The 24,553-nt window shown below is 65.3% G+C and carries 19 protein-coding genes, 2 tRNA genes and 4 pseudogenes; 17 read left to right on the plus strand and 8 right to left on the minus strand.

The features are described from left to right. Position 1: 1 nt before the first annotated feature. Positions 2 to 1,485: pseudogene (gene gatB, locus AC0IX7_RS03950) on the plus strand (Asp-tRNA(Asn)/Glu-tRNA(Gln) amidotransferase subunit GatB). Positions 1,486 to 1,848: 363 nt separating this feature from the next. On the opposite strand, the gene AC0IX7_RS03955 reads toward gatB, so the two are convergent. After that, positions 1,849 to 2,409: a retropepsin-like aspartic protease family protein gene (locus tag AC0IX7_RS03955; RefSeq protein ID WP_471810620.1), complete on the minus strand. Its 561-nt coding sequence runs from the start codon at positions 2,407 to 2,409 to the stop codon at positions 1,849 to 1,851. Positions 2,410 to 2,670: 261 nt separating this feature from the next. Between AC0IX7_RS03955 and AC0IX7_RS03960 the strand changes: the two genes are divergently transcribed. Then, positions 2,671 to 3,291, plus strand: a complete 621-nt coding sequence (locus AC0IX7_RS03960; RefSeq protein ID WP_471810621.1) for a hypothetical protein — start codon at positions 2,671 to 2,673, stop codon at positions 3,289 to 3,291. Between the two features lie 3 nt (positions 3,292 to 3,294). Here AC0IX7_RS03960 and AC0IX7_RS03965 read toward each other — a convergent pair whose 3' ends face one another. After that, entirely contained in the window at positions 3,295 to 3,513 is a 219-nt protein-coding gene (locus AC0IX7_RS03965; protein ID WP_471810622.1) for a hypothetical protein, read from the minus strand. 2 nt (positions 3,514 to 3,515) lie between these two features. Next, entirely contained in the window at positions 3,516 to 3,671 is a 156-nt protein-coding gene (locus AC0IX7_RS03970; protein WP_192145012.1) for a hypothetical protein, read from the minus strand. Positions 3,672 to 3,779: 108 nt separating this feature from the next. On the opposite strand from AC0IX7_RS03970, the gene AC0IX7_RS03975 reads away from it, so the two are divergent. The 5 genes from AC0IX7_RS03975 to clpX all read left to right on the plus strand — a co-directional run bounded on the left by AC0IX7_RS03975 (position 3,780) and on the right by clpX (position 9,093). Next, positions 3,780 to 3,863: transfer RNA gene (locus tag AC0IX7_RS03975), tRNA-Leu, on the plus strand. Positions 3,864 to 3,930: 67 nt separating this feature from the next. After that, positions 3,931 to 5,586, plus strand: a complete 1,656-nt coding sequence (tig, locus tag AC0IX7_RS03980) for a trigger factor (protein ID WP_471810623.1) — start codon at positions 3,931 to 3,933, stop codon at positions 5,584 to 5,586. A 252-nt stretch (positions 5,587 to 5,838) separates the two neighbouring features. Continuing rightward, a complete protein-coding gene (locus AC0IX7_RS03985) occupies positions 5,839 to 6,765 on the plus strand; it encodes a glycosyltransferase family 2 protein (RefSeq protein ID WP_471810624.1) in 927 nt (308 codons plus the stop codon). 249 nt (positions 6,766 to 7,014) lie between these two features. Further along, positions 7,015 to 7,704, plus strand: coding sequence for an ATP-dependent Clp protease proteolytic subunit (locus tag AC0IX7_RS03990; RefSeq protein ID WP_031396413.1), 690 nt, complete (start codon positions 7,015 to 7,017; stop codon positions 7,702 to 7,704). 123 nt (positions 7,705 to 7,827) lie between these two features. Further along, complete coding sequence (gene clpX, locus AC0IX7_RS03995; protein WP_056048170.1) at positions 7,828 to 9,093, plus strand: ATP-dependent Clp protease ATP-binding subunit ClpX; 1,266 nt, start codon at positions 7,828 to 7,830, stop codon at positions 9,091 to 9,093. A 380-nt stretch (positions 9,094 to 9,473) separates the two neighbouring features. On the opposite strand, the gene AC0IX7_RS04000 is transcribed toward clpX, so the two are convergent. Next, positions 9,474 to 9,932: a hypothetical protein gene (locus AC0IX7_RS04000; RefSeq protein ID WP_471810625.1), complete on the minus strand. Its 459-nt coding sequence runs from the start codon at positions 9,930 to 9,932 to the stop codon at positions 9,474 to 9,476. A gap of 100 nt (positions 9,933 to 10,032) precedes the next feature. Between AC0IX7_RS04000 and AC0IX7_RS04005 the strand changes: the two genes are divergently transcribed. Continuing rightward, positions 10,033 to 11,157 (plus strand): calcium:cation antiporter, encoded by a 1,125-nt coding sequence (locus AC0IX7_RS04005; protein ID WP_332745374.1) that lies wholly within the window; start codon positions 10,033 to 10,035, stop codon positions 11,155 to 11,157. Between the two features lie 2 nt (positions 11,158 to 11,159). Here the strand turns inward: AC0IX7_RS04005 and AC0IX7_RS04010 are convergent, their stop codons facing one another. The 3 genes and pseudogenes from AC0IX7_RS04010 to AC0IX7_RS04020 form a co-directional block, all read right to left on the minus strand. Next, on the minus strand, positions 11,160 to 11,546 hold the full coding sequence (locus tag AC0IX7_RS04010) for a c-type cytochrome (protein WP_471810626.1): 387 nt from the start codon (positions 11,544 to 11,546) through the stop codon (positions 11,160 to 11,162). Beyond that, entirely contained in the window at positions 11,543 to 11,827 is a 285-nt protein-coding gene (locus tag AC0IX7_RS04015; RefSeq protein ID WP_471810627.1) for a hypothetical protein, read from the minus strand. The genes AC0IX7_RS04010 and AC0IX7_RS04015 overlap by 4 nt, the downstream gene beginning before the upstream one ends. 25 nt (positions 11,828 to 11,852) lie before the next feature. Next, positions 11,853 to 13,575 (minus strand): annotated as a pseudogene (locus tag AC0IX7_RS04020) (M1 family metallopeptidase). A gap of 250 nt (positions 13,576 to 13,825) precedes the next feature. On the opposite strand from AC0IX7_RS04020, the pseudogene lon reads away from it, so the two are divergent. The 8 genes and pseudogenes from lon (at position 13,826) to AC0IX7_RS04060 (ending at position 22,192) form a co-directional block, all read left to right on the plus strand. Next, a pseudogene (gene lon / locus AC0IX7_RS04025) lies at positions 13,826 to 16,217 on the plus strand (endopeptidase La). 125 nt (positions 16,218 to 16,342) lie between these two features. Continuing rightward, a complete protein-coding gene (locus tag AC0IX7_RS04030) occupies positions 16,343 to 16,615 on the plus strand; it encodes an HU family DNA-binding protein (RefSeq protein ID WP_131585619.1) in 273 nt (90 codons plus the stop codon). Between the two features lie 207 nt (positions 16,616 to 16,822). Further along, positions 16,823 to 16,897 (plus strand) — tRNA-Val (locus AC0IX7_RS04035). Positions 16,898 to 17,187: 290 nt separating this feature from the next. After that, a complete protein-coding gene (locus tag AC0IX7_RS04040) occupies positions 17,188 to 17,529 on the plus strand; it encodes a TetR family transcriptional regulator (RefSeq protein ID WP_471810628.1) in 342 nt (113 codons plus the stop codon). Continuing rightward, positions 17,511 to 17,825 carry a CerR family C-terminal domain-containing protein gene (locus tag AC0IX7_RS04045; RefSeq protein WP_471810629.1) on the plus strand — a complete coding sequence of 105 codons (315 nt, stop codon included), beginning with the start codon at positions 17,511 to 17,513 and terminating at the stop codon, positions 17,823 to 17,825. Before AC0IX7_RS04040 ends, AC0IX7_RS04045 begins: the two co-directional genes overlap by 19 nt. Then, on the plus strand, positions 17,822 to 18,871 hold the full coding sequence (locus AC0IX7_RS04050; RefSeq protein WP_471810630.1) for an HlyD family secretion protein: 1,050 nt from the start codon (positions 17,822 to 17,824) through the stop codon (positions 18,869 to 18,871). The genes AC0IX7_RS04045 and AC0IX7_RS04050 overlap by 4 nt, the downstream gene beginning before the upstream one ends. A gap of 117 nt (positions 18,872 to 18,988) precedes the next feature. Beyond that, positions 18,989 to 20,623 carry a DHA2 family efflux MFS transporter permease subunit gene (locus AC0IX7_RS04055; protein ID WP_471810631.1) on the plus strand — a complete coding sequence of 545 codons (1,635 nt, stop codon included), beginning with the start codon at positions 18,989 to 18,991 and terminating at the stop codon, positions 20,621 to 20,623. A 77-nt stretch (positions 20,624 to 20,700) separates the two neighbouring features. Then, positions 20,701 to 22,192: pseudogene (locus AC0IX7_RS04060) on the plus strand (efflux transporter outer membrane subunit). Between the two features lie 96 nt (positions 22,193 to 22,288). Here the strand turns inward: AC0IX7_RS04060 and AC0IX7_RS04065 are convergent. Next, entirely contained in the window at positions 22,289 to 22,657 is a 369-nt protein-coding gene (locus AC0IX7_RS04065; RefSeq protein WP_471810632.1) for a DUF6481 family protein, read from the minus strand. Positions 22,658 to 22,952: 295 nt separating this feature from the next. Here AC0IX7_RS04065 and AC0IX7_RS04070 point away from each other — a divergent pair, with 295 nt between their 5' ends. Then, a complete protein-coding gene (locus tag AC0IX7_RS04070) occupies positions 22,953 to 24,551 on the plus strand; it encodes a hypothetical protein (RefSeq protein ID WP_471810633.1) in 1,599 nt (532 codons plus the stop codon). Positions 24,552 to 24,553 lie beyond the last annotated feature (2 nt).

Raw genomic sequence — 24,553 nt, forward strand, 5'->3', positions numbered from 1 at the left:
CATGAGCGACTATCGGATCCAGGGCGAAACCGGCGAGTGGGAGGTCGTGGTCGGCCTCGAGGTGCACGCGCAGGTGACGTCGAACGCCAAGCTCTTCTCGGGCGCGGCGACCGCGTTTGGCGCGGAGCCCAACACGCAGGTATCGCTGGTTGATGCGGCGATGCCGGGCATGCTGCCCGTGCCGAACCGCGAGTGCATCCGCCAGGCGGTCCGCACCGGCATGGCGATCGAGGCGCAGATCAACAAATGGTCGCGGTTCGACCGGAAGAACTATTTCTACGCCGATCTCCCGCAGGGTTACCAGATCAGCCAGCTTTATCATCCGATCGTGGGCGAGGGGGCGATCGACATCAGCCTCGACGAGAAGAATCCGGATGCGACGGGCAAGCGGATCGGCGTCGAGCGCATCCATGTCGAGCAGGATGCGGGCAAGCTGATGCACGACCAGCATCCGACGCAGTCGTACGTCGATCTCAACCGGTCGGGCGTCGCGCTGATGGAGATCGTGTCGAAGCCCGATCTCGCATCGCCAGCCGAAACGAGGGGCTTACCTGCGGAAGCTGCGATCGATCCTGCGCTATGTCGGATCGTGCGACGGCAACATGGAGGAAGGCTCGATGCGCGCCGACGTCAACGTCAGCGTGCGGAAGGTCGGTGACGAACTCGGCACGCGGACCGAGACGAAGAACGTCAACTCGGTGCGCTTCGTGATGGCGGTGGTCGAGCAGGAGGCCAAGCGTCAGGTCGAGGTGCTCGAAGCCGGTGGCAAGATCGTCCAGGAAACGCGGCTCTACGATCCCGATCGCAACGAAACGCGCTCGATGCGGTCGAAGGAAGACGCGCATGATTACCGCTACTTCCCCGATCCCGATCTGTTGCCATTGGTGCTCGACGATGCGTTCCTCGCCGAATGCCGGGCGTCGCTGCCGGAGTTGCCGGATGCGAAGCGGGCTCGGTACGAGGCGCTCGGGATCGCCCCGTATCAGGCGACCGTTCTGACCGCCGAGGTCGAGGCGGCACGCTGGTTCGATGCGTTGCTCGACGCGGGAGCAGAAGCCGGCGGCGGCGGCAAACTGGACGACATCGGAGCTGTTCGGGGCATTGAACCGGACCGGCAAGGACATCGAGAACTCGCCGGTTTCGCCGGCTCAGGCAGCGGAACTGCTGGGACTGATCGCGGACGGCACGCTGTCGGGTAGCTTGGCGAAGCAGGTGTTCGAGGTGATGCTCGAGACCGGCGACGGCGCGGCGAAGGTGGTCGAGGATCGCGGGTTGAAGCAGACCAGCGATACCGGCGCGATCGAGAAGGTCATTGCCGAGGTGATGGCGGCGAATGCGGACAAGGTTGCCGATTACCGCGGCGGCAAGGACAAGCTGTTTGGGTTCTTCGTCGGGCAGACGATGAAGGCGATGGGGAGCAAGGCTAACCCCGCTGTCGTTAATGAGGTGCTGAAGGGCGCGCTTGGGGAGTCGGTGGCTTCGTAAGCTCTCGAACGTTTCTCCTGCTCGCCACCTCCCTCCGCCCCTTGCCGTTCTCCCGCGAAGGCGGGAGTCCAGGGTAACCGAACGCAGCGCTGCTTGATTCCTGGGCCCCCGCGTTCGCGAGGGAACAGAAGGAGGGACATCTCTCCCAATCGCCACCACCCCGGCGAACGCCGGGGCCCAATTGGGGGACGTTGCTAACGGAGGGCAGCGCTTCGTTACTGCGGACGTTCTAGTGGGTCCCGGCCTTCGCAGGGGTGGTAGTTGAGTGAGGTGGGATCGAGTAAAACGCGAGGGCGAGGGCGAGGGCGAGGGCGAGGGCGAGGGCGAGGGCGAGGGCGAGGGCGAGGGCTGAGCGGCGGAGCCTTACGCCGCCACCTTTTGCGGATGATGCGGCACCAATATCAGCGTGTTCTCCTCCACGCGCCACGACGCCAGCCGCGACAGGAAGTTCATTCCCAGCACGTTGGTATCCCCGAACGCCGGCGAAACCACGACCTGCAAGTCGCGCGCGACGATCGCGCCCAGTTTCAACTCCGAGATGTTGCCGGTTTTCGCGGCGATAGACCCATTGGCGGTCTGCAACACGATCGGCACCACCCCGACGCGCGCCTCGATCCCCGCCGCGTCAGCCGTCTTCTCTGAAATCGCCGTGATCGTCGCGCCGCTGTCGATCAGCAACCGCTGGCTCACTCCGTCGATCGTCGCGCGCGCCCAGAAGTGCCCATCCGGCGACATCCGAATACGAACCTCGCCGCCGACCACCTGCTGGTCCTCGATCTTCAGGAACCGCGCGATCTTGCCGACATAGGGATCGAACTGGCGCCGCTGGTCGATCGCGACGAACAACAAGCCGACCATCACGAGCGTCATGCCGATATTCACGAGCGTTCGCACGATCGGAATGCGCTGCGCGACGACGAGCACGACGACGGCGATGCCGAGTGCGACATAGAGCGTGTGCGGTTGGCTGGGGTTGGGCAGCGTGAAGATCGACGGGTCCTGAAATAGAGGAAACGCAGTATCTTAGCGTAGTCGTGGCAACCTGTATCGGTGCTGACCGGCGTGTGGCAGACCGGCGCTCGAAAAAAGGACCGATCCGAAACCGGCCGGATTGCCGTCCCCACGGATTGCGCGTGACCGTCGAACGCGCTTCACTGTGACCCGGGGGCGGCAGATGGCGATCAGATGGACAATGACGGTCGCGATCCTGACGCTCGTCATTGGTCAGGCGTCGCCCGCACCAAGCCAGTCCAGCGGCGAGCGCCGGCTTGCGGCGATGACGCCGGCGCAATTCAGGCCCGAACGACGCTTCGTGACGACGCTCTGGACACCGTTGCGACGATCACCACCGCGAACGGATTTGTCGAGCGAAGGCCGCTGCTGGGGGCCGCGCACGATGACGTTTTTCTTCGAGCGTTCATCGACAAGACGACGGGGCGGGCCACGTATCAGGCCTATGTCAGGATACGGTATCGCGACTATGGCTGGGCGAACTGGAACACAGCCAATTATGCGACGCCTGCCGGGCCGCGTACGACAGCGACGCAACGGATGGCGCGCGTCAGGGCATCATGCCCGAGGGGCTACGCGTGCTTACGATCTGAGACCATCGGTTTTGCGATCGGCGCGCCCCTGTTGAGGGCCAACGCCAAACTGTACGTCGGCGATGGAGCGACGTCATGGCCATTCAAAATCTTGGCGCAAAACGGCGGCGAACGTTCGTTCCTGCTCTCGGGGGCGGAAATCGCCGGCCTGCTGATGGCGGTCGACGCCTATCGCACCGACCGCCATTTGCCGTCCTCTTAACGATTATTGCGCGTCGTCGTCCTGGTTCTTCACGACGCCACCGGTGCCACCGACGCCGTCAGGCAGTCCGCCGTCGGTAAACGTCTCGGGTTCGTCGCCGCCCTCGCCGCGCTCGACCGCGTCTGAGCGGGACCTTACAGCCTGTTTGATATCGCTGCGGGTATCCTCGTCACGATCCTCGGGAAGGGCGTCCGGGTTCGTGCCGGAGTGCGGATCGGCCATGCTCAAAACTCGGGCTGCACGGGTGCAGGATCGTTCGATGGCGTGCCCGGTGCTGGCACGTCGATATCCGGTGCAGGCGGATTGAACTCAGGCGGCGGTGCGGTCGGCTCGACGGGCGGCGTCGGGGTCGGGAATTCTGCCGGGGGTTGGGTAGCCATGATGTCTCTCCTTCTGGATGCTCAACGCCCGTAATCAGCGGGAGTTGCCTATGTGCTTGCCCCGCATGCATCGTTGGTATAGACGCGCCCGCTACGGCGATGTCCTGTGCGGGCGTGGCGGAACTGGTAGACGCGCTTGGTTTAGGTCCAAGTATCGCAAGATGTGGGGTTCGAGTCCCTTCGCCCGCACCAGCCCGCCGCGCAGGCGAGGCGACCGCCCGACGAATTATCCCGAATGCTCTTATAACAAAGGCCGGACATGCAGACTGTCGAGACGTTGAACGAGGGCCTCAAGCGCGCCTTTACGCTCACCATCACCGCAAAGGATATCGATGCCAAGGTCGATGTCGAGCTGAAGCGCCTCGCGCCGCAGATGAAGATGCCAGGCTTCCGTCCAGGCAAGGTGCCGGCGAACCTCATCCGCAAGATGCACGGCCCGGCGCTGACGCAGGACGCGCTGAACGCGGCGATCCAGGAGGGCGTCCAGACGCTCGTCGCCGAGAAGCAGCTTCGCCCCGCGATGCAGCCCTCGGTCGAGCTGGAAGACGGCTATGATCTCGGCAAGGACGCCGTGGTCAAGGTCGAGATGGAGGTCCTCCCGCAGGTCCCCGCTCCCGCGATCGACGGCCTGAAGCTCGAGCGCCTGACCGTGCCCGTCGCCGACGAGGCTGTCACCGAGCAGCTCCAGAAGTTCGCCGACCAGCAGAAGAAGTGGGACGACGCCAAGCCGACCTACAAGGCGAAGATGGGTGACCTCGTCACCGTCGATTTCGTCGGCAAGACCGCCGACGGCGTCGCGTTCGAGGGCGGCACCGGCACCGACATGGGCGTCGAGCTGGGCGCGGGTCGTCTGATCCCCGGCTTCGAGGATCAGCTCGTCGGCGTGAAGACCGGCGACGACAAGGTCCTGAACGTGACCTTCCCCGAGGAGTATCAGGAGAAGTCGCTCGCAGGTCAGCCCGCGACGTTCGACATCACCGTCAAGTCGGTGAAGACCGCGGGCGAGAGCAAGATCGACGAGGATCTGGCGAAGTCGCTCGGTCTCGAGAGCCTCGAGCAGCTTACGGGCTTGCTCAAGGGTCAGATCGAGCAGGAGCATAACGGTCTCACGCGCACGCACATGAAGCGCAAGCTGCTCGACCAACTCGCGGAAGGGCACGACTTCGAAGTGCCGCCATCGATGGTCGAAGCCGAGTTCAACCAGATCTGGTCGCAGCTCCAGCATGAAGCCACCCACGAGGCCGATCCCGAGGCTGCGATGGCCGAGATGGAAGGCGAGCGCGACGATTACCGCAAGATCGCCGAGCGTCGCGTGCGCCTCGGCCTGCTCCTGTCCGAGATCGGTCAGGCGAACGGCGTCGAGGTTTCCAACCAGGAAATGCAGCGCCTGCTCGCCCAGGCTGCGCAGCAGTATCCCGCCGAGCAGCGCCAGCAGTTCATGCAGTACGTCCAGCAGGAGCCGATGGCGGCCGCCCAGCTGCGCGCGCCGCTGTACGAGGACAAGGTCGTCGACTTCCTGTTCGAGAAGGCCGAGATCACCGACCGCGAAGCCACGCGCGAGGAGCTTGAGGCGGCGATCGAGAGCGAAGACGGTTTCGCCAGCGGCACGCACACGCATGATCACGACAACCACAAGCCGAAGAAGAAGGCTGCCGCCAAGAAGAAGGCCGCTGCTTCGGACGAGGCCGTGACGGAAGAAGCTTCGGCTTCGGACGCGACGGAAGAGGCCAAGCCCGCGAAGAAGGCACCTGCCAAGAAGAAGGCGGCCCCTGTCGAGGCCGAGACGGCCGTGACGGAATCGTCGCCGGTTGCTGCCGAGAACGCAGAGGGCACCGAAGCCGCCGACGCACCGGCGAAGAAGCCGGCCGCGAAGAAGCCAGCTGCCAAGAAGGCTGCGACCAAGACCGAGGCGTAACGCCTTCCCGTCACCCCGGATCTGGTTCGGGATGACGGGTCGCACTGTACGACCCGTAAAGGGGCACTTCCCCGGTGGAGGCCGGGGCCCAGTTGGAAAGGTAGCTGTAACGAGCCGCAAAGCTCCGTTATGGGCCTTCCCCAACTGGGCCCCGGCCTTCGCCGGGGAAGTGCGTTTTGGGATGGTGCGTTGACTGACGTTTCGACCGCTGCTCGATCTCCGATGTCGTCTTTCAACTCCGTAGGGCAGGGCATGACCGAACCGAGAATCGCCGTCCTGCTCCCGTGCTACAACGAGGAAGCCGCGATCGCGCAGACGATCGCCGGGTTCCGCGCCGCGCTGCCGGGCGCCACCATCTACGTCTACGACAACAACAGCGCCGACCGCACGATCGAGGTCGCGCGCGCCGCCGGTGCGGTCGTCCGGACCGAGCGCATCCAGGGCAAGGGCGCGGTCGTCCGCCGCATGTTCGCCGACATCGACGCCGACATCTACGTCATGGCCGACGGCGACGCGACCTACGACGCCGCCTCCGCACCGAATCTGGTAAAGCGCGTCCTCGACAAGCAGCTCGACATGGTCGTCGGCTCACGCATCAGCCAAGTCCAGGAATCATACCGCCGCGGGCACCGCTTCGGCAACGCGCTGCTCACCGGCATGCTCGCCCGCCTGTTCGGCCGCAGCTTCACCGACATCCTCTCCGGCTACCGCGTGTTCTCGCGCCGGTTCGTGAAGAGCTTCCCGTCGCTCTCGGCCGGATTCGAGATCGAGACCGAAATCAGCGTCCACGCGCTGGAACTGAAGATGCCGATCGGCGAGGTCGAGACGCCCTATTACGCGCGCCCAGAAGGCTCCGAATCGAAGCTCAGCACCTATGGCGACGGCTGGCGCATCCTGCGGACGATCATGACGCTGTACCGGATCGAGCGCCCGCTCTGGTTCTTCGGCGCGATCGGCAGCGTGTTCGGACTGCTCGCGCTGAGCCTCGGCATCCCGCTGGTGTTGACCTATATCGAGATCCACCAGGTCCCGCGCTTCCCGACCGCGATCCTGATCACCGGGCTCGGCATCTTCGCCGCGCTTAACGTCTTCACGGGGTTGATCCTCGACACGGTAGTAAGAGGCCGCCGCGAAGTCCGCCGCCTCGCGTACCTAGCCTACCCCGCCCCAGGCCTCTGACTCCCTCGCCCCTCAATTCTTGTGATCCTCCCCCGCAAGGGAGAGTGGCTGGCCCTTGCCAGACGGAGGGGAGGTAGCCGATAATCGCGGTTCCGTGTCCTCCCCCTCCGTCGCCTTCGGCGCCACCTCCCCTGGCGGAGGAGGATCGCTCAGCGTCTCTCACTCCCCGGTGGGAGAGGTGCGAAGGGCTTGAACTCCCCTCCCGGACAGCCGATGTTAGCGGTTCACTGGGGCATAAGAGAGATTTCCATGCACAATCCGTTCGAGACCGGCGATTTCGCGAGCCCGTTGGCCAGCGCCGGGCTCGGCCTGCAGCAGACGCAAGCAGGCCTGGTTCCCATCGTCATCGAGCAGTCGAACCGCGGCGAGCGCTCTTTCGACATCTTCTCGCGCCTGCTCCGCGAGCGCATCATCTTCGTGACCGGCGGCGTTGAGGACGGCATGGCCTCGCTGATCACCGCGCAGCTGCTCTTCCTCGAGTCCGAGAACCCGAAGAAGGACATCTTCATGTACATCAACTCGCCGGGCGGCGTCGTCACGGCGGGCATGGCGATCCATGATACGATGCGGTACATCCGCCCGCGCGTCGGCACCGTCTGCATCGGCCAGGCCGCGTCGATGGGCAGCTTTCTGCTCGCGAGCGGCGAGCCCGGCATGCGCGTCGCGATGACCAACGCACGCATCATGATCCATCAGCCATCGGGTGGAGCACAGGGCATGGCCAGCGACATCGAGATCCAGGCACGCGAGATTCTCCGCATCCGCAAGCGCATGAACGAGCTGTATTCGCAGTATACCGGCCAGCCGATCGAGGAGATCGAGCGCCGGATGGACCGCGATACGTTCCTCGAAGCGAACGAAGCGAAGGATTTCGGCCTGGTCGACGAGGTGTTCGACAAGCGTCCGGCACCGGCGGATGATGCTGCAAAACCCGCTTAACCGACACTGGCATGGGGCGAATCGTAAACCCTGCCGGTTTATTTGATTGTAGGAACTCCGGGGTGCGTTACGGTAGCGGCCCCGGAAACGGCACGTGCACCGACATGCGCGAGAGGTGATTGAATGACGAAGCTGAGCGGTGGCGACTCGAAGAGCACCCTCTATTGCTCGTTCTGCGGCAAGTCGCAGCATGAGGTACGCAAGCTGATCGCGGGTCCAACCGTGTTCATCTGCGACGAGTGCGTCGAACTTTGCAACGACATCATCCGTGAGGAGACGAAGTCCGCGCTGGTGTCCAAGAAGGATGGCGGCGTGCCGACTCCGCAGGAGATCTGCGACGTCCTTGACGATTACGTGATCGGCCAGAAGCGCGCCAAGCGCGTGCTGTCGGTGGCGGTGCACAATCACTACAAGCGGCTCAACCACGGCGCCAAGGGTGCCGATGTCGAGCTGTCCAAGTCGAACATCTTGCTGGTCGGCCCGACCGGCTGCGGCAAGACGCTGCTCGCGCAGACGCTCGCTCGCATCCTCGACGTGCCGTTCACGATGGCCGATGCGACGACGCTGACCGAGGCGGGTTACGTCGGCGAGGACGTCGAGAACATAATCCTCAAGCTGCTCCAGGCATCCGACTACAATGTCGAGCGGGCGCAGCGCGGCATCGTCTACATCGATGAGATCGACAAGATCTCGCGCAAGGCCGAGAACCCCTCGATTACGCGCGACGTGTCGGGCGAGGGCGTACAGCAGGCTCTGCTGAAGCTGATGGAAGGCACGACGGCGTCGGTTCCTCCGCAGGGCGGGCGCAAGCATCCGCAGCAGGAATTCCTGCAGGTGGACACGACCAACATCCTGTTCATCTGCGGTGGTGCGTTCTCGGGTCTCGAGAAGATCATCGGCGATCGCCTCCAGGGTAAGTCGATCGGTTTCGGCGCGTATGTCGCGGGGCCGGACGAGCGCAAGACTGGCGAGACGTTGAAGTCGGTCGAGCCCGAGGATCTGCTGAAGTTCGGGCTCATCCCCGAGTTCGTCGGTCGTCTGCCGGTGATCGCGACGCTCGAGGATCTCGATGTCGACGCACTGGTGAAGATCCTGAAGGAGCCGAAGAACGCGCTGGTCAAGCAGTACCAGAAGCTGTTCGAGATGGAGGACGTCGCGCTCGGCTTCACCGACGACGCGCTGGTGTCGGTCGCCAAGAAGGGCATCGAACGCAAGACCGGCGCGCGCGGGCTTCGCTCGATCCTCGAGAGCATCCTGCTCGACACGATGTTCGACCTGCCCGGCATGGACGGCGTCGACGAGGTGATGATCGACAAGGACGTGATCGAAGGCCGCAAGGAACCTATTCGGGTTTATGCCGAGAAGAAGAAGACCGGCGACGCTGCTTAAGCGGAACTGGTTCGAGACACGGAAGATGGCGTCGAGCGATCGGCGCCCTTTTTCGTTTTGCCCGAGAGAGCGGGGTCAGCAAATGCCCCGTCATCCTGACGAAAGTGAGGACCCAGGGTCCGGCACGCAGGTCTTGGTCGCTCTGGTTGCCGACTTTCGTCAGAACGGGCGGCATCGGTGCGGCGGAGATCGCTTTGATCCTCCCCTGCAAGGGAGGTGGCAGCGCGGAGCGCTGACGGAGGGGTGACCCGCTCTCGATAGGCCATCACCCCTCCGTCGCTTCGCGCCACCTCCCCTTGCAGGGGAGGATCTCTTGCCGAGCCTGATCGTCCGTCCCGTCGTCACCTATAATTGTGGGAATGCTGAGGGTGAATTTGACGCTACGTCTGCGAGGTCAAAAGCCGAACCCGCTCCAGATCCTTCGGACGCCCGAACAGCCTGAGCATCCCGGCTAACTCCGCGCGCTCTGGTACGTCGACAGCGCATCCTTCGACGAAGATCGGTACGCGCGTCCTCGGTAAAACCTCCGTCCACCCAGCCGACGTCGCAACATGAAACCCCGCCATGATCTCGACGACCAAGGGCGGCGTCTCCCACCGCCCGAACAGCGTCGACCGAAAGAGCGAACTCGCGCCATCCTCGATCGGAGCTATCCCAAGCCCATCCATCAGTCGTCGGGCGTCGCCCACGCTCATCAACAGATCGACATCGCCGACCTCGACCGGTCCGACACCGTGGAGTGCCACCGCCGCGCTGGAAATGACCCACCACGGGTCCTGCGCTTCACGCATCGCCGCCGCCGCCTTGACCAGCGTTTCGCGAAGATCGGGCGCCAACATCGCAGCAACCTATCCGATCCACCTCGCACCGCAATCGCCCCGACTCGGACCCTTATCGCCCCTCACGCATTCGTTATCCAAGTGGAACGAGGGAGCATGCATGACGATCGAAGTGGCCGACCGACCGACCGAACACGTGGCGGAGACGATGCCGGACCGGCTGGCGCTCCCGATCTGGACGCTGATCGCACCGGGCCTCGGCCTCGTCGCGGTCCTGATCGGGCTTGCCAAGATGGGCACGCTCGGTACTGCGGCCGCGGTGATCGTCCTGATCGGCAGCGTGCTCGCCGCGGTGCATCATGCCGAGGTCATCGCGCATAAGGTCGGCGAACCGTTCGGCACGCTCGTCCTTGCCATCGCGGTCACCGTGATCGAGGTGTCGCTGATCGTCTCGCTGATGCTGTCCAATGCTGGCGACGCGGCCACGCTCGCGCGCGACACGGTGTTCGCGGCGATCATGATCATCCTCAACTTCATCATCGGCCTCTGCCTGCTGGCGGGTGCGGTGCGGCATCACGAGCAGCGCTTCACGTTGAAGGGCATGACCGCGGCGCTCGGCGTGCTGGCGGCGATGGCGGTTCTATCGCTGATCCTGCCAAACTACACCTCGTCGACGGCGGGGCCGACCTACGCATCGTCGCAGTTGATCTTCGTCGCGGTCGTGTCGCTGGTCCTCTACGGGACGTTCGTGCTGGTCCAGACGGTGCGCCACCGCGACTATTTCCTGCCCTCGACCGACGACAAGGACGATCACGCCGCGCCGCCATCGGGCCGCGCGACCGGGATCGCGTTCGCGGCGTTGCTGGTCGCACTCGTTTCGGTGGTGCTGCTCGCCAAGACGCTGTCGCCGACGATCGAAGCCGCAGTCATCGGTGCCGGCCTGCCGCTAACGGTGGTCGGCGTGATCATCGCCGCACTGGTGCTCGCGCCCGAAAGCCTCGCCGCGTACAAATCCGCACGGCGCAACCGGTTGCAGACCAGCCTCAACCTCGCGCTCGGTTCTGCGCTGGCCACCATCGGCCTGACGATCCCGAGCGTGGCGATCGTGTCGCTAGTGCTCGACCTGCCGATCGCGCTGGGCATCGATGCGAAGAGCATGACGCTGCTCGCGCTGTCGTTGTTCGTGGCGACGCTGTCGCTCGGCACCGGGCGGACGACGGTGTTGCAGGGCGTCGTCCACCTCGTGATTTTCGCCGCCTATCTGTTCACGACGGTGGTGCCCTGAGCTCAGGGGCCTCGCGTCGACAGATAGGCGATGACGTCGGCGCGATCCTTCGGGTCGGGCACGCCTGCGAAGGCCATCGTGGTGCCGGGCACCATCCGGCGCGGGTTGGCGAGCCACCGGTCCATGCGCTTGGCGTCCCAGTTGCCGCCGAGCGCCTTTAGTCCGGCGGTGTACGAGAAGCGCGGGCGGCGCTCGCCGATCGGGCCGCCCATCACGCCGTAGAGATTGGGACCATCGGTATCGCCCGCATATTGCCCGATCGTGTGGCATGCGGTGCAGCGACTGAACACGCGCTTGCCCCGCGCGATCTGGTCGGTCGCGCCGGCGTCCGGCCCCGAGCCGCAGCCGGCAAGCGCTAGCGCCGGCAGGAGCCAGCCCGCCGCCTTCATCGTCTCTGGCGTGCCGCCAAGGCGAGGCCTGCGGCGATCTGCACGACTGCATACAGGCGGCGGCGACCGGGCCGATCGACGAACGGCTTTACCAGCGTCTCGGTGCCAAGTGCGTCGTCCTTCCAGAGATCGACGTGTCGGCGGGGCTGGAGCAGACCGATCAAGCCGTCCCCGACCATGAAGATCGCCGCCATCTCCGCCGCGCGGGATCCCCAGATGTTCTCCTGCGCACGCAGGAGTCCAGGAGTGTCGAGCGCCGTCTCCTGGGACCCTTGGCCCACGCGTTCGCGGGGAACGATGAAGAGGTCATTGGGGCTTGGCCTTCGCAGCTTGCGCGGCTTTCCAGGCAGCCACGTCTTCCAGCGCGACACTACGCCGCAGGACCAGCGCATCGGGGTCGATCACGACATGCGCGCCAGCGGGGACCGACAAGCTCGCCTTCCCACCCGTCATCGGCAAAGTCCGCGTCTTCCCATCGATCTGCACCTCGACCGGCAGCGGGAACGGTCCGTTACCCGGCACCTTCCACGCCAGCGACACCGTATTCCCCGTCCGCGTCTCGACCAGTTCGGGCAACGCCGCCTGACGGAGATACACGTCGAAGAACCACTTGTAATCCTGCCCCGTCACCTTCCGCACGAGCGCCTCATACTCCTTGGTCGACCCGAACCGCGGCGCGAAATTCCCTGGCTTCGGATCCGCGCGTCCGTACACCGCGAGCCGCGTGACGTCGAAGAACGCCTTGTCCCCGATCAGCCCGCGCAGCGTGTGGAGCATCCACGAGCCCTTGTAATAAATGTCCTGCCCGGCGCCGCCCTTGTCGAGTTCGTACACCTCCTCCTCGGTGGTGACGCGCTGTTGGGTGATTGGCTTGAGGTTCATGATCGAGGTGCGCTCGCCCTGCATCATCGCCGCATAGCGCGCGCGCCCCTCGCGCCACTGGCCGTAGAGCGGCTGCATGTAGGTGCCATAGCCCTCGTGCAGCCAGTAATCGTCCCAATTGGCGGCGGTCAGCTGGTTGCCGAACCATTCATGCGCGAACTCGTGCTGGAACAGCCAGTCGAACCCCTCTGGCGCCTTGGCATAATCGTTGCCGTACGCATTGATCGTCTGGTGCTCCATGCCCTTGTGCGGCGTCTCGACCACGCCGAGCTTCTCGTCGCCGAACGGGTAGGGGCCGATCATGCTCTCGAAGAAATCGAGCGTCGGCGCGAACTCGGCGAACAGCTTTTCCGCCTGCGCCTTTTCGCCCGGCAGATACCAGTAATACATCGGGATGCTGTTGCCGAACCGGCTCTTGTACGCGCCACTGATCTCTTCATACGGCCCGACGTTCAGCGCGATGCCATAGGTGTTCGGATGCTTGGCGCGCCAGTTCCACGTCGTCCGGCCATCCGCCAGCGTATCGACGCCGAGCAGCACGCCGTTCGAGGGGCCTTCAACCCCTTCGGCACGGTGATGTGCAGCGTCACCAGCGCGGGCTCGCCGGTCGGGAAATCGAGGCACGGCCAGAACAGGTCGCAACCATAGCCTTCCGCGGTCGTCGCGAACCAAGTCCGGCCATCGGGCGTCTTCGACCAGACCATCCCGTCGTCCCACGGCGCCTTCACCGCGACGTGCGGCGTGCCGCCATAGGTGATCTTCGCGGTCACCTTGCCACCGGCGGGGACCGGCTTGGGCAGCGTGATCATGAGCCGTCCCTCGGGATTGCTCCACGCCCAGGGTGCCAGCGGCACGCCGTCGATCGCAATCGCGCTGACCGGAAGGTTGCGGTCGAGGTCGATCGGCAGGCGGGCGAGGGGGCCTTGGCGGTGAAGACCAAAGTCGCCACGCCGTTCAAGCTCTCCGTCTCCGGCAACACCTCGAACGCGAGGTCGGCGCTGTCGAACCGGAGCGCGGTCTGCTCCGGGGTCAGTACCCCACCGGACCGCTGCGTCTGCGCGGTGATCGCCGGTTCGCCCTTCTTCGGGAGCGGTGCGGCGGCGAGGAGCGCGGTGGCGCTGGCGGCGAGGAGGAGACGGGAGATCATGCCGCGTTCTCGCGCCTGGGAGGCCCGCATACAAGTGCGATCCGGCCTCTTCGGTTCTCCTGCGAACGCAGGAGCCCAGGATCACGAGTACCGCCGCTTGATATCCTGGACTCCTGCGTTCGCAGGAGAACGACTGGCCGTCGGCTACCGCGCGAAAACCCGTTCCAACCGGCAACCAATTGATGGACGCTTCATCCTCACCATATAAGCTACAGATTATGCCCCCATGCAGGCACCCACCGGAGCGTTCATGACCCAGTACCCCGTCCTTCCCCTTCGCGACATCGTCGTCTTCCCGCACATGATCGTGCCGCTGTTCGTCGGCCGCGATAAGTCCGTCGCCGCGCTCGAAGCGGCGATGGCAGCGGACAAGGAGATCTATCTCGTCGCGCAGGTCGACCCGGCCGAGGACGATCCCGCGCGCGACGACCTGTATTCGATGGGCGTGACCGCGACCGTACTCCAGCTGCTGAAGCTCCCCGACGGCACCGTCCGCGTTCTGGTCGAGGGCAAGCAGCGCGCGACGCTGGAGACGCTGGACGAATCGGGCGACTTCCTGACCGCCACGGTCGAGACGGTCGCCGATGCCGAGGTCGAAGGCGCCGAGGTCACCGCGCTGATGCGATCGGTGGTCGAGCAGTTCGAGAATTACGCCAAGCTCAATCGCAAGCTTGCGTCCGAGACCGCGGTCCAGATGTCGGAGATCGAGGACGCGTCGAAGCTGTCCGATGCGGTCGTTGCCAACATCGCGATCAAGGTCGCCGAGAAGCAGGCGATGCTGATCGAGACCAACCCGTCTAAGCGTCTCGAAATGGCGATGGTCGCGATGGAGGGCGAGCTGGGCGTCCTGCAGGTCGAGAAGAAGATCAAGAGCCGCGTCAAGCGCCAGATGGAGAAGACGCAGCGCGAGTATTACCTGAACGAGCAGTTGAAGGCGATCCAGCGCGAGCTGGGTAACGAGGACGGCGAAGGCGAAGGCGACGAGATCGCCGAGCTGACGCAGAAGATCGCCACGCTCAAGATGAGCAAGGAAGCGCGCGGCAAGGCGACCGCCGAGTTGAAGAAACTGAAGACGATGGCGCCGATGAGCGCCGAGGCGACCGTCGTTCGCAATTATCTCGACGTGCTGCTCGGGCTCCCCTGGGGCAAGAAGTCGAAGATCAAGAAGGACATTGCCGCCGCGCAGGTGACGCTGGACGAGGACCATTACGCGCTCGAGAAGGTCAAGGACCGGATCGTTGAGTATCTCGCGGTGCAGGCGCGCACCAACAAGCTGAAGGGGCCGATCCTTTGCCTCGTCGGTCCTCCGGGTGTCGGCAAGACCTCGCTCGGCAAGTCGATCGCCAAGGCGACCGGGCGCGAGTTCATTCGCCAGTCGCTCGGCGGCGTGCGCGACGAAGCCGAGATCCGCGGGCATCGCCGTACCTATATCGGCTCCCTGCCGGGCAAGATCGTGACCAATCTCAAAAGGCCGGCACGTCGAACCCGCTGTTCCTGCTCGACGAGATCGACAAGCTCGGCCAGGATTTCCGCGGCGATCCGGCGTCGGCGCTGCTCGAAGTGCTCGACCCGGAGCAGAACGGCAAGTTCCAAGATCATTATCTGGAGGTCGACATCGACCTGTCGGACGTGATGTTCGTTTGCACCGCGAACTCGCTCAATCTTCCGCAGGCGCTGCTCGACCGCATGGAGATCATCCGTCTCGAAGGCTACACCGAGGATGAGAAGGTCGAGATTGCCGAGCGGCATCTGATCGAGAAGCAGATCGAGGCGCACGGCCTGAAGCCGGGCGAGTTCACGCTGACGCAGGAGGGGCTTCGTACGCTCATCCAGCAATACACGCGCGAAGCCGGTGTGCGCACGCTGGAGCGCGAAATCGCCAAGCTGTGCCGCAAGGCGCTGCGCCAAATCCTTGAGAATAAGACCACCAGCGTGACGATCACGCCTGAGAACGTCGGCGAATATGCGGGCGTGCAGAAGTACCGCCACGGCCTCGGCGAGACCGAGAACCAGATCGGTGCGGTCACGGGGCTCGCCTGGACCGAGGTCGGCGGCGAGCTCCTGACGATCGAGAGCGTGACGGTGGCGGGCAAGGGCCAGGCCAAGCTCACCGGCACGCTCGGCGACGTCATGAAGGAGTCGATCGAGACCGCGTTCAGCTATGTGAAGGCCCGCGCCCCGAGCTACGGGATCAAGCCGAGCCTGTTCGCGCGCAAGGATATCCACATCCATCTGCCCGAGGGGCGGTACCGAAGGACGGCCCGTCGGCGGGGATCGGCATGGTCACGTCGATCGTCTCCACGCTGACCGGCGTGCCGATCCGGCGCGAGGTGGCAATGACCGGCGAGGTCACACTGCGCGGTCGGGTGCTGCCGATCGGTGGCCTCAAGGAGAAGCTGCTCGCGGCGCTGCGCGGCGAGATCGAGACGGTGCTGATCCCGGCCGAGAACGAGAAGGACCTCGTGGAGATTCCGGCGAACATCAAGGCGGGGCTCAAGATCATTCCCGTCAAGCATGTCGACGAGGTGCTCCGTCTGGCCCTGACCGAACCGCTCGAAGCGATCGAGTGGACCGATGCCGACGAGCTGGCGGCCCTGCCGCCTGCACCGATCGCGCCGGTCGGGGGTGGCCTTCACCACTGATCCATGTTTGGATCGTAAGCGATAACGCGGCGGTTTCGTTTGACAGCAGACGGAGCCGCCGCATTGTTCCGCGCTGAGTGCGGCTGCGAGTCCATCGCAGGCGATTCGAGTTTTCCGGGGACTATATGAACAAGCAGGAGCTGATCGCTACGGTTGCGGATACGTCTGGGCTCGTAAAGGCCGACGCAACCAAGGCGGTCGAGGCGGTGTTCGACGCGATCGAGGCATCGTTGAAGAAGGGCGACGAGGTTCGCCTGGTCGGTTTCGGCACGTTCTCGATCTCGAAGCGCAAGGCGTCGACCGGCCGCAATCCCCGCACCGGCGAGCCGATGACGATCAAGGCCTCGACCCAACCCAAGTTCAAGGCCGGCAAGGGCCTAAAGGACGCAGTCAACTAACAAGCCCTCGATCCTCCCCCGGCAGGGGAGGTGGCAAGCGGCAGCCTGACGGAGGGGGCGGTAAGCGGATCCTGCGTTGCGTGGTGCTCCCCCTCCGTCGCCTTTGGCGCCACCTCCCCCTCGCGGGGGAGGATCGAAGAGATCGCCATCGAAAGGGCTGGACAGGCAGGCGCGCCCTGCCTAAAGGCCCGCTTCCGAACGAGTTTCGGGCGCGTAGCTCAGCGGTAGAGCACACCCTTCACACGGGTGGGGTCACAGGTTCAATCCCTGTCGCGCCCACCAGATTTACGCCGGTTCCTTCGCACGAAGGGGCCGGCGTTTCTATTCTGGCTACGGCGTCACCCTTCGTCCTTTGCTCCCAGGAAGGCGCTCCTTCTTCCCCCTCCCTGAAAGGGAGGGGCTGGAGTGGGTCGGCATCCGTATCGGCGGACGGTTGCGGCACAAGCGGGCCTACCCACCCCCAACCCCTCCCTTTCAGGCGGGGAGGAGGCGTCCGGATAGAGCCTGACGCCCCCCCAAACATGACATCTTCTTCATTAGGCTCGTTCGTTCGATCGAACTAAACGCTCCGCGTGGTCCAGTCCCGACTCCTCGACATCGCGATCAGCGAATTCGGCGCCAAGGGCCTCGAAGGCGCCAGCACGCGCGGCATCGCCGCTGCGGCCGGCACCGCGATGTCGTCGATCACCTATCATTACGGCGGCAAGGAGGGGCTGTACCTCGCCGCCGCCGACCGGATCGCCGAGCGCATGTCCGCGGTGATGGGCGACCCGCTCGACCTCGACCATGAGATCGCGGCCGACGATGCGGCTGGCGCACGCGCGCAGATTCACCGCATCCTCGGCCGGTTGGCCGACAAGATGGCGAGCGCCGACAGCGCCGACTGGACGCTTTCGTGCTGCGCGAACAGATGAAGCCGAGTGAGGCGTTCGAACGGATCTATGGCGGGGTGATGGGCCAGATGGTGCGACAGCTCGGCGAGTTCGTCTGCATCGCGACCGGCCTGCGCAACGTCCGCACCGCGCGGATCGCGACGATTACGCTGCTCGGGCAGGTAGTGGCGTTGCGATCGAGCCGCGCGACCTGCCTCAAATTGCTCGAGCGCGACACGCTCGAGCCTTCCGACATCCTCGATATCAAGGCGCGGATCGACGCCAATATCGACGCCATTCTCGATTCGATGCGTGCTGAAGAACAGGGCCAGGCATGACCGACCAGACGAACCACTCAGATACCGACCACGAGGACGACGGCCGCAAGCCCGACCCGAACGGCGAGGATCAGCAGTCCGATACCGAGCAGCAGGACGAGGCGGACGAAGACGACAAGAAGCCGTCGGTGTTCAAGAAGCCGCTGTTCTGGATCATCCTCGTCATCGTCGTCGGCGGGCTGATCATCGGTGGCGTGCTCTACTGGCTGCACGCGCGGCAGTTCGAATCGACCGACGACGCGTTCGTCGACACGCATATTGTCCGCCTCGCGCCACAGGTCGCAGGCACGCTGGTCCAGGTCGCCGACATCGACAACCGCCACGTCGAGGCCGGCCGCCTGCTCGCCGTCATCAAGGCATCCGGCCGCGACGCGCAGGTCGCCGAGGCGCAGGCGAACAGATCGCAGGCGCGTGCGCAGTTCGCGCAGGCGCAGGCGCAGGTGACCGCCGCCGAAGCGCAGCGCCAGCAGGCGGCCGCGCAGGCGCGCGTACCGATGGCAGCCGCGATCAAGGCGCAGCAGGATCTCGCGCGCTATGAGGCGTTGCTGCGGCTCGATCCGAGCGCGGTCGCCGGGCAACAGCTCGACCAGGCACGCGCCACCGCCCGCCAGACCGCCGCCGATGCCGCCGCCGCGCGTGAGCAGATCGACACCGCCACCGCCCAGATCAGCGTTGCCCGCAAACAGGTCGGCGCAGCGAAGTCGGTGATCGACGCCCGCCGCGCACAGGTCGAGCAGGCGAAGGTCACGATCGGCGATCTCCGCCTCACCGCGCCGGTCGCGGGGCAGGTCGTCAACCGCTCGGTCAACGTCGGTTCCTACGTGGCCCCCGGTACGCAGCTGATGGCGATCGTCCCCGACACAATGTGGGTGACCGCCAACTTCAAGGAAACGCAGCTCACGTTGATGAAGATCGGCCAGCCCGTCGACATCCATGTCGACGCGTATCCCGGCGTCGACTTCAAGGGCCATGTCGACTCGATCCAGCGCGGCGCCGGCCAGGCGTTCGCGCTGCTGCCCCGCAGAACGCCACCGGCAATTACGTGAAGGTCGTCCAGCGCGTCCCAGTGCGGATCGTGTTCGATGCCAAGAACGGCCCCGATCCGAAGCGCTATCCGATCGGCCCGGGCATGTCGGTGGTGCCGACCGTCAAGGTTCGCTGAGGTGGCCAAGGCGCCCGCTCAAAAAACTGGGGCGAAAGCCGATGCGGGCGGCGGCCATGTCTGGTCGCCGAGCCGGTCGGCGGCGGGCAAGTACAGCCCGTGGCTGATCGTCGCGATCATCTCGATTCCGACCTTCATGGAGGTGCTCGACACCTCGATCGCCAACGTCGCGCTCGATCATATCTCGGGCGGGCTGTCGATCACCACCGATCAGGCGACCTGGGTGCTGACCAGCTACCTCGTCGCCAACGCGATCGTCATCCCGATCTCGGGCTGGCTCAGCGACGCGATCGGCCGGAAGCGCTATTTCCTGCTGTCGATCGCGCTGTTCACGCTCGCGTCGCTGCTCTGCGGCCTCGCGCCCAATATCGGTACGCTGGTCGTCGCGCGGGTGCTGCAAGGCATTGGCGGCGGTGGTCTCGCGCCGGTCGAACAGTCGATCCTCGCCGACACCTTCCCGCCCGAAAAGCGCGGCATGGCGTTCGCGGCCTTCGCGATCGTCGTCGTGGTGGGCCCCGTGCTCGGGCCGACGCTCGGCGGCTACATCGTCGAATATTCGAGCTGGCACTGGGTGTTCCTGATCAACGTCCCCGTCGGGATCGCCGCGTGGTTCGCGGTCGAGACCTTCGTCGACGAGCCGGCGCAAGTGAAGAAGGACCGCGACGAGCGCTTCAAGAACGGCCTGACGATCGACTATGTCGGCGTCGCGCTGGTCGCGCTGGGGCTCGGCTTCCTCGAACTCACCTTCGACCGGGGCGAGCGCGAGGATTGGTTCGCGAGCGGCTTCATCGTGATGTCGGCGATCATCGCAGCGGTGTCGCTGGTCAGCCTCGTCATCTGGGAATTGAACCACAAGGACCCGGTGATCGATCTCAAGCTGATGAAGAACCGCAATTTCGCGCTGACGATCGGCGTGATGGGCGTCACCGGCATGATCCTGTTCGGCACCACGCAGCTTATTCCGCAGATGCTGCAACAGGTGCTCGGCTACAGCTCGCTCGACGCAGGCCTCGCGCTGACCGCCGGCGGCCTCGCGACGCTCGTCATGGTGCCGTTCGCAGGGCGGCTGAGTGGGCTGGTCGACGTCCGCTTCCTGCTCTTCCCGGCCTTGCTCGTCCAGGCGTTCGCGCTGTGGAACATGAGCCACCTGACCGCCGACATCGCGTTCTCCGACGCGGCGTTCGCGCGGCTGTTCCAGGCGATGGCGCTGCCGTTCCTGTTCGTGCCGATCAACGCGATCGCCTATGTCGGGCTCAAGCAGACGCAGACCGCGCAGGCCTCCAGCCTGCTCAACGTGTCGCGCAATTTGGGTGGCACGATCGGCATCTGCTTCGCGCAGACCCAGCTCGCAGGCGGATTGCAGCGGCACCAGTCGGAACTGACGCAGACGCTCAACCCGCTCGATCCGAACTACAACGACTGGATGCAGAAGGCGGCGGGCGCGTTTGCGGGGCAGGGCGATCCGTCGACCACGCCGCTGGCGGTGCTCTACAGTCAGATGCAGCGGCAGGCGACGATGCTCGCCTTCCTCGACGTGTTCCGCGCGATGATGGTGGTCGTGCTGGTCGTCGCGCCACTGGTTCTATTCATGCGCTCCGGCAAGACCGGCAGCGCGCCCTCGGGAGGGATGCATTGATGCGTGCGCGGTTTTCGCTCGTTGGAGCAGCCCTGCTCGCGGGCTGTACGGTCGGTCCGAACTATGTGGCGCCGGAAATGCCGGTGCCGCCGGCGTTCGTCGGGCCGCAGGCTAGCGTAGGTGCGACCGTCGACCCGGCGCGCTGGTGGTCGGCGTTCGGCGATCCGCAGCTGGACGGCCTCGTCGAGCGCGCACTGAAGGGCAATCCCGACATCGCGATCGCCGCCTCGCGCGTGCGCCAAGCGCGGTTGCAGGAGATCGTCGCGCGCTCGCAAGGCCTGCCGAGCGTCAACGCCAGCGCCAGCCCGAGCCATATCGAGTTCAGCAAGAATGCCGGCCTCGCGTCGATCGCGCGCGCGTTCAGCGGCGGTACGGGCGCAGGCGGCACCGGCTCGGCCGGAGGCATCGCGCTGCCCGGCAGCGGGATCACAACCTATTCGGTCGGCTTCGATGCAAGCTGGGAACTCGACCTGTTCGGCGGCGTCCGCCGTAGCACCGAGGGCGCGCGCGCGCACCGAGGCGGCGATCTGGTCCAAGCGCGACGCCGCGGTGACGCTTGCCGCCGAAGTCGCACAGGCATATTTCGCGCTCCGGCTCGACCAGGCACAGCTCGCGACGATCGAAGGCGAGATCGCCAACCAGCGCCGTTCCCTGACCATCGCCGGCAACATCGCCAAGGTCGGCCTCGTCCCGCCGATCGACGTGACGCGCCAGCGGGCCTCGATAACTTCGACCGAGGCGCGTGCCGAACCGGTTCGCGCCGATGTCGACGTCCGCATGCACGCGCTCGCGATCCTGCTGGGCGAGCCGCCTGCGACGCTGATGACCGAACTCGCGGCGCCTTCGGTCGCGCCGCTCGGCGTGCCGACGATCCCCGCCGGGCTGCCCTCCGAGCTGTTGCGGCGACGTCCCGACATCCGCGCGGCCGAACGCGATCTGGCCGCGTCTACCGCCGATATCGGCGTCGCGGTGGCGGATATGTACCCGAAGTTCAGCCTGACCGGCATGAGCCAGCTCATCTCGACCGCGCTCGGCAATCTGTTCTCGGGCGACAGCCTCCAGCTGACCGCGAGCGGTGCGGCGCAGTTCCCGCTGCTCGACTGGGGCCGGCGCAAGTCGACCGTGAAGTCGCGCGAAGAAGACCGCGAGCAGGCGTATCTCCGCTATCGCTCGACCGTGTTGCAGGCGTTGCGCGACGTCGAGGACCCGCTGGCGCAGATCGCGGCCGAACGGCGTCGGAATGCAGCGTTGCAGCGGGCGGTGGTCGATGCGCAGAGCAGCGCGAAGGCGGCGGAGTCGCAGTACCGCACGGGATTCGTGGCGCAGAATACGCTGCTGGATGCCGAGACGGATGTTTTGTCGGCGAGGGAGCAGCTTGTGGCGAGCGACGCACAGTTGCGTCAGCTGACGGTAGCGCTGTTCAAGGCGCTGGGGGCGGTTGGGAACAGGCGGAATAAGGGACACCCTCAGCCGTCCGTTATCCGCACTTCCTTGGTCTGGAGAGGTCGTGCGGCGCCCACACGCAACCACCCCGGCGAAGGCCGGGGCCCAACTGAGGAACGTCGCTAACGACGAACTGCGCTCCGTTACCGGAACTTTTCCAATTGGGCCCCGGCCTTCGCCAGGGTGGAGTTCGGGTTTGGGCGACCTGTCAGTATCGCCGCCTTAGCGGGGCGGCACCACGGCCGCCCCCAACATCACTTCTTCTTGTTCTTCCGCGCCGCATATTTCGCGTCGCGAGATCGCCTTCTTCTCGGCGTCGGTCAGCTCGACCTTGGCCTCGGCCTCGCGCTTCTTCGCAGCAGCAGCCTCGGCTTCGGCCTTCTTCGCAGCCTTGGCCTCGTCCTCGGCCGCACGCTTGGCGGCGCGCTTCTCGCGCTCGGCGAGTTCCTTGGCTTCGCGCGCGGCAAGGCGCTCGGCGACGACGGCTTCGTCGATCGGCGGCTTCGCCTTCAGCGCTTCGAGCGCCTTCTGCTTGGCGGCGGCTGCGCTGCTCGTGCGGTCCTGGAAACTGGGGTCCTTGAAAGAGGCCATTGTTGTCGAGATATCCTGTAATGATGGTCTGACCGCACGGTCGCAGGGATGCGCCAGCGGTGACTCTGGCTGCGCCTGTAAATCATCGCGCGCCGGATCGGAAGAGATGTGTTCGCGCGCCCCGATTTCAACCCTTCGCCGGGCGCGCTGTCATCGAACAGTCATATCGCAGTCATGCAAGCGTCACGCAAATCGCATCGTAACGTCACGCGCCCCGCATAGTCGCCTAATCGAGGTCGGCAGGGGAGCCTGAGTCGATCCATCAGATCAACGATTTCGACCGGGAGTCTCTCGAATGACCATCTTCAAGCGCACGAGTCTTGTCCTGCTGGCGGGCACTGCCTGCCTCGCACTCTCGGCCTGCGATGGCGCTGACAGTGTCGCCTCGCCGGGTGAGGGCGTGATCGTCGTTCCGGGTACGCCGACGCCGAGCCCGACCCCTTCGCCGACGCCGACGCCGACCCCGGGTACGCCCGCCACGTCGTGCCCGACCGGCACCACCGACGTCGGCGTGCTCGGCAATTACCGTTCGTGCCGCCTGCCGTCGCTGATCACCACCGCGCTCAGCCTGCCGAAGGTCGCGGGCGTCGCCTATGAGATCAACGGCCGGGTCGATGTCGGTGTCGACATCGGTGGTGCCGGCACCGTGCCGACGGGCATCCCCACTACGTTGACGATCGCGGCCGGCTCGCTGGTCTATGCGAACACCACCAACGCGGACAACGACTACATGGTCGTCAACCGCGGCTCGAAGCTGATCGCCGAGGGCACCGAGACGCAGCCGATCATCTTCACCGCACAGGCTAACCTGACCGGCGGCGTCACCGACGAATCGCAGGGCCTGTGGGGCGGCATCATCCTGGCGGGTCGCGCGCCGATCTCTAACTGCAACACCACCGTCCCCGGCGGTAACGCAGCCTGCGAGAACGTCGTCGAGGGCACCAGCACCGCATTGTACGGCGGCGCCATCCCGACCGACAACAGCGGCACCATCCGTTACGTCCAGATCCGGTATTCGGGCACCGTCATCAGCCCGAACAACGAGCTTCAGGGCCTGACGCTCGGCGGCACCGGGTCTGCGACCGTGCTCGATCACATCCAGATCCACAACAGCTCGGACGACGGCATCGAGATCTTCGGCGGCCGCAGCAACCTGCGCTATCTCGCGCTGACCGGTTCGGACGATGACGGCCTGGATACCGATGTCGGCTGGCAGGGTTTCGTGCAGTTCGTGCTCGCGATCCAGAAGCCGAACAACACGCAGACCGACAACTACTCGACCGAGATCGACTCGAACGGTTCGGAAGATGCCCTGCCGCGCCAGGCTTACAACCTTGCCAACTTCACCTTCATCCAGACCTCGACCGCGACCAACGCGGCGATCCGTCTGCGCGGTGGTGCCGATGCGACCTTCGTCAACGGCATCGTCAGCAATCCGAGCAGCGCGTGCCTGAACGTCATCGCCGGCGCCGACGCAGGCGGCAAGACGACCATCCGTCCCGCCAGCACGACACTGGAGGACAAGGGGCCGCCGGTATTCAACTCGGTCGTGTTCAGCTGCCTGACGCCGTATGCGACAACCACCGTAAACGGCGTCACCGTGACGACCGAAGAGCAGCAGGCCCTCTTCCGCGCCGGCACCAACAACACCGAGAGCGCGGCCGTCGGTTCGGCCGTCACGGGCACGTTCCTGCCGGCCGGCGTGTCGACCACGACCACCGCGTTCAACGCGGCGACGCTCAACCCATCGGGCAGCTCGTTCCTCGTGAACACGAGCTATGTCGGTGCGGTCAACGGTACCACCGACACCTGGTACCGCGGCTGGACCTGCAACTCGAACCGCGCGAGCTTCGGTACGACCAGCACCGCCTGCACCGCGCTGCCGACCAGCTGACA

Source organism: Sphingomonas sp. AC411 (genome assembly GCF_979253035.1).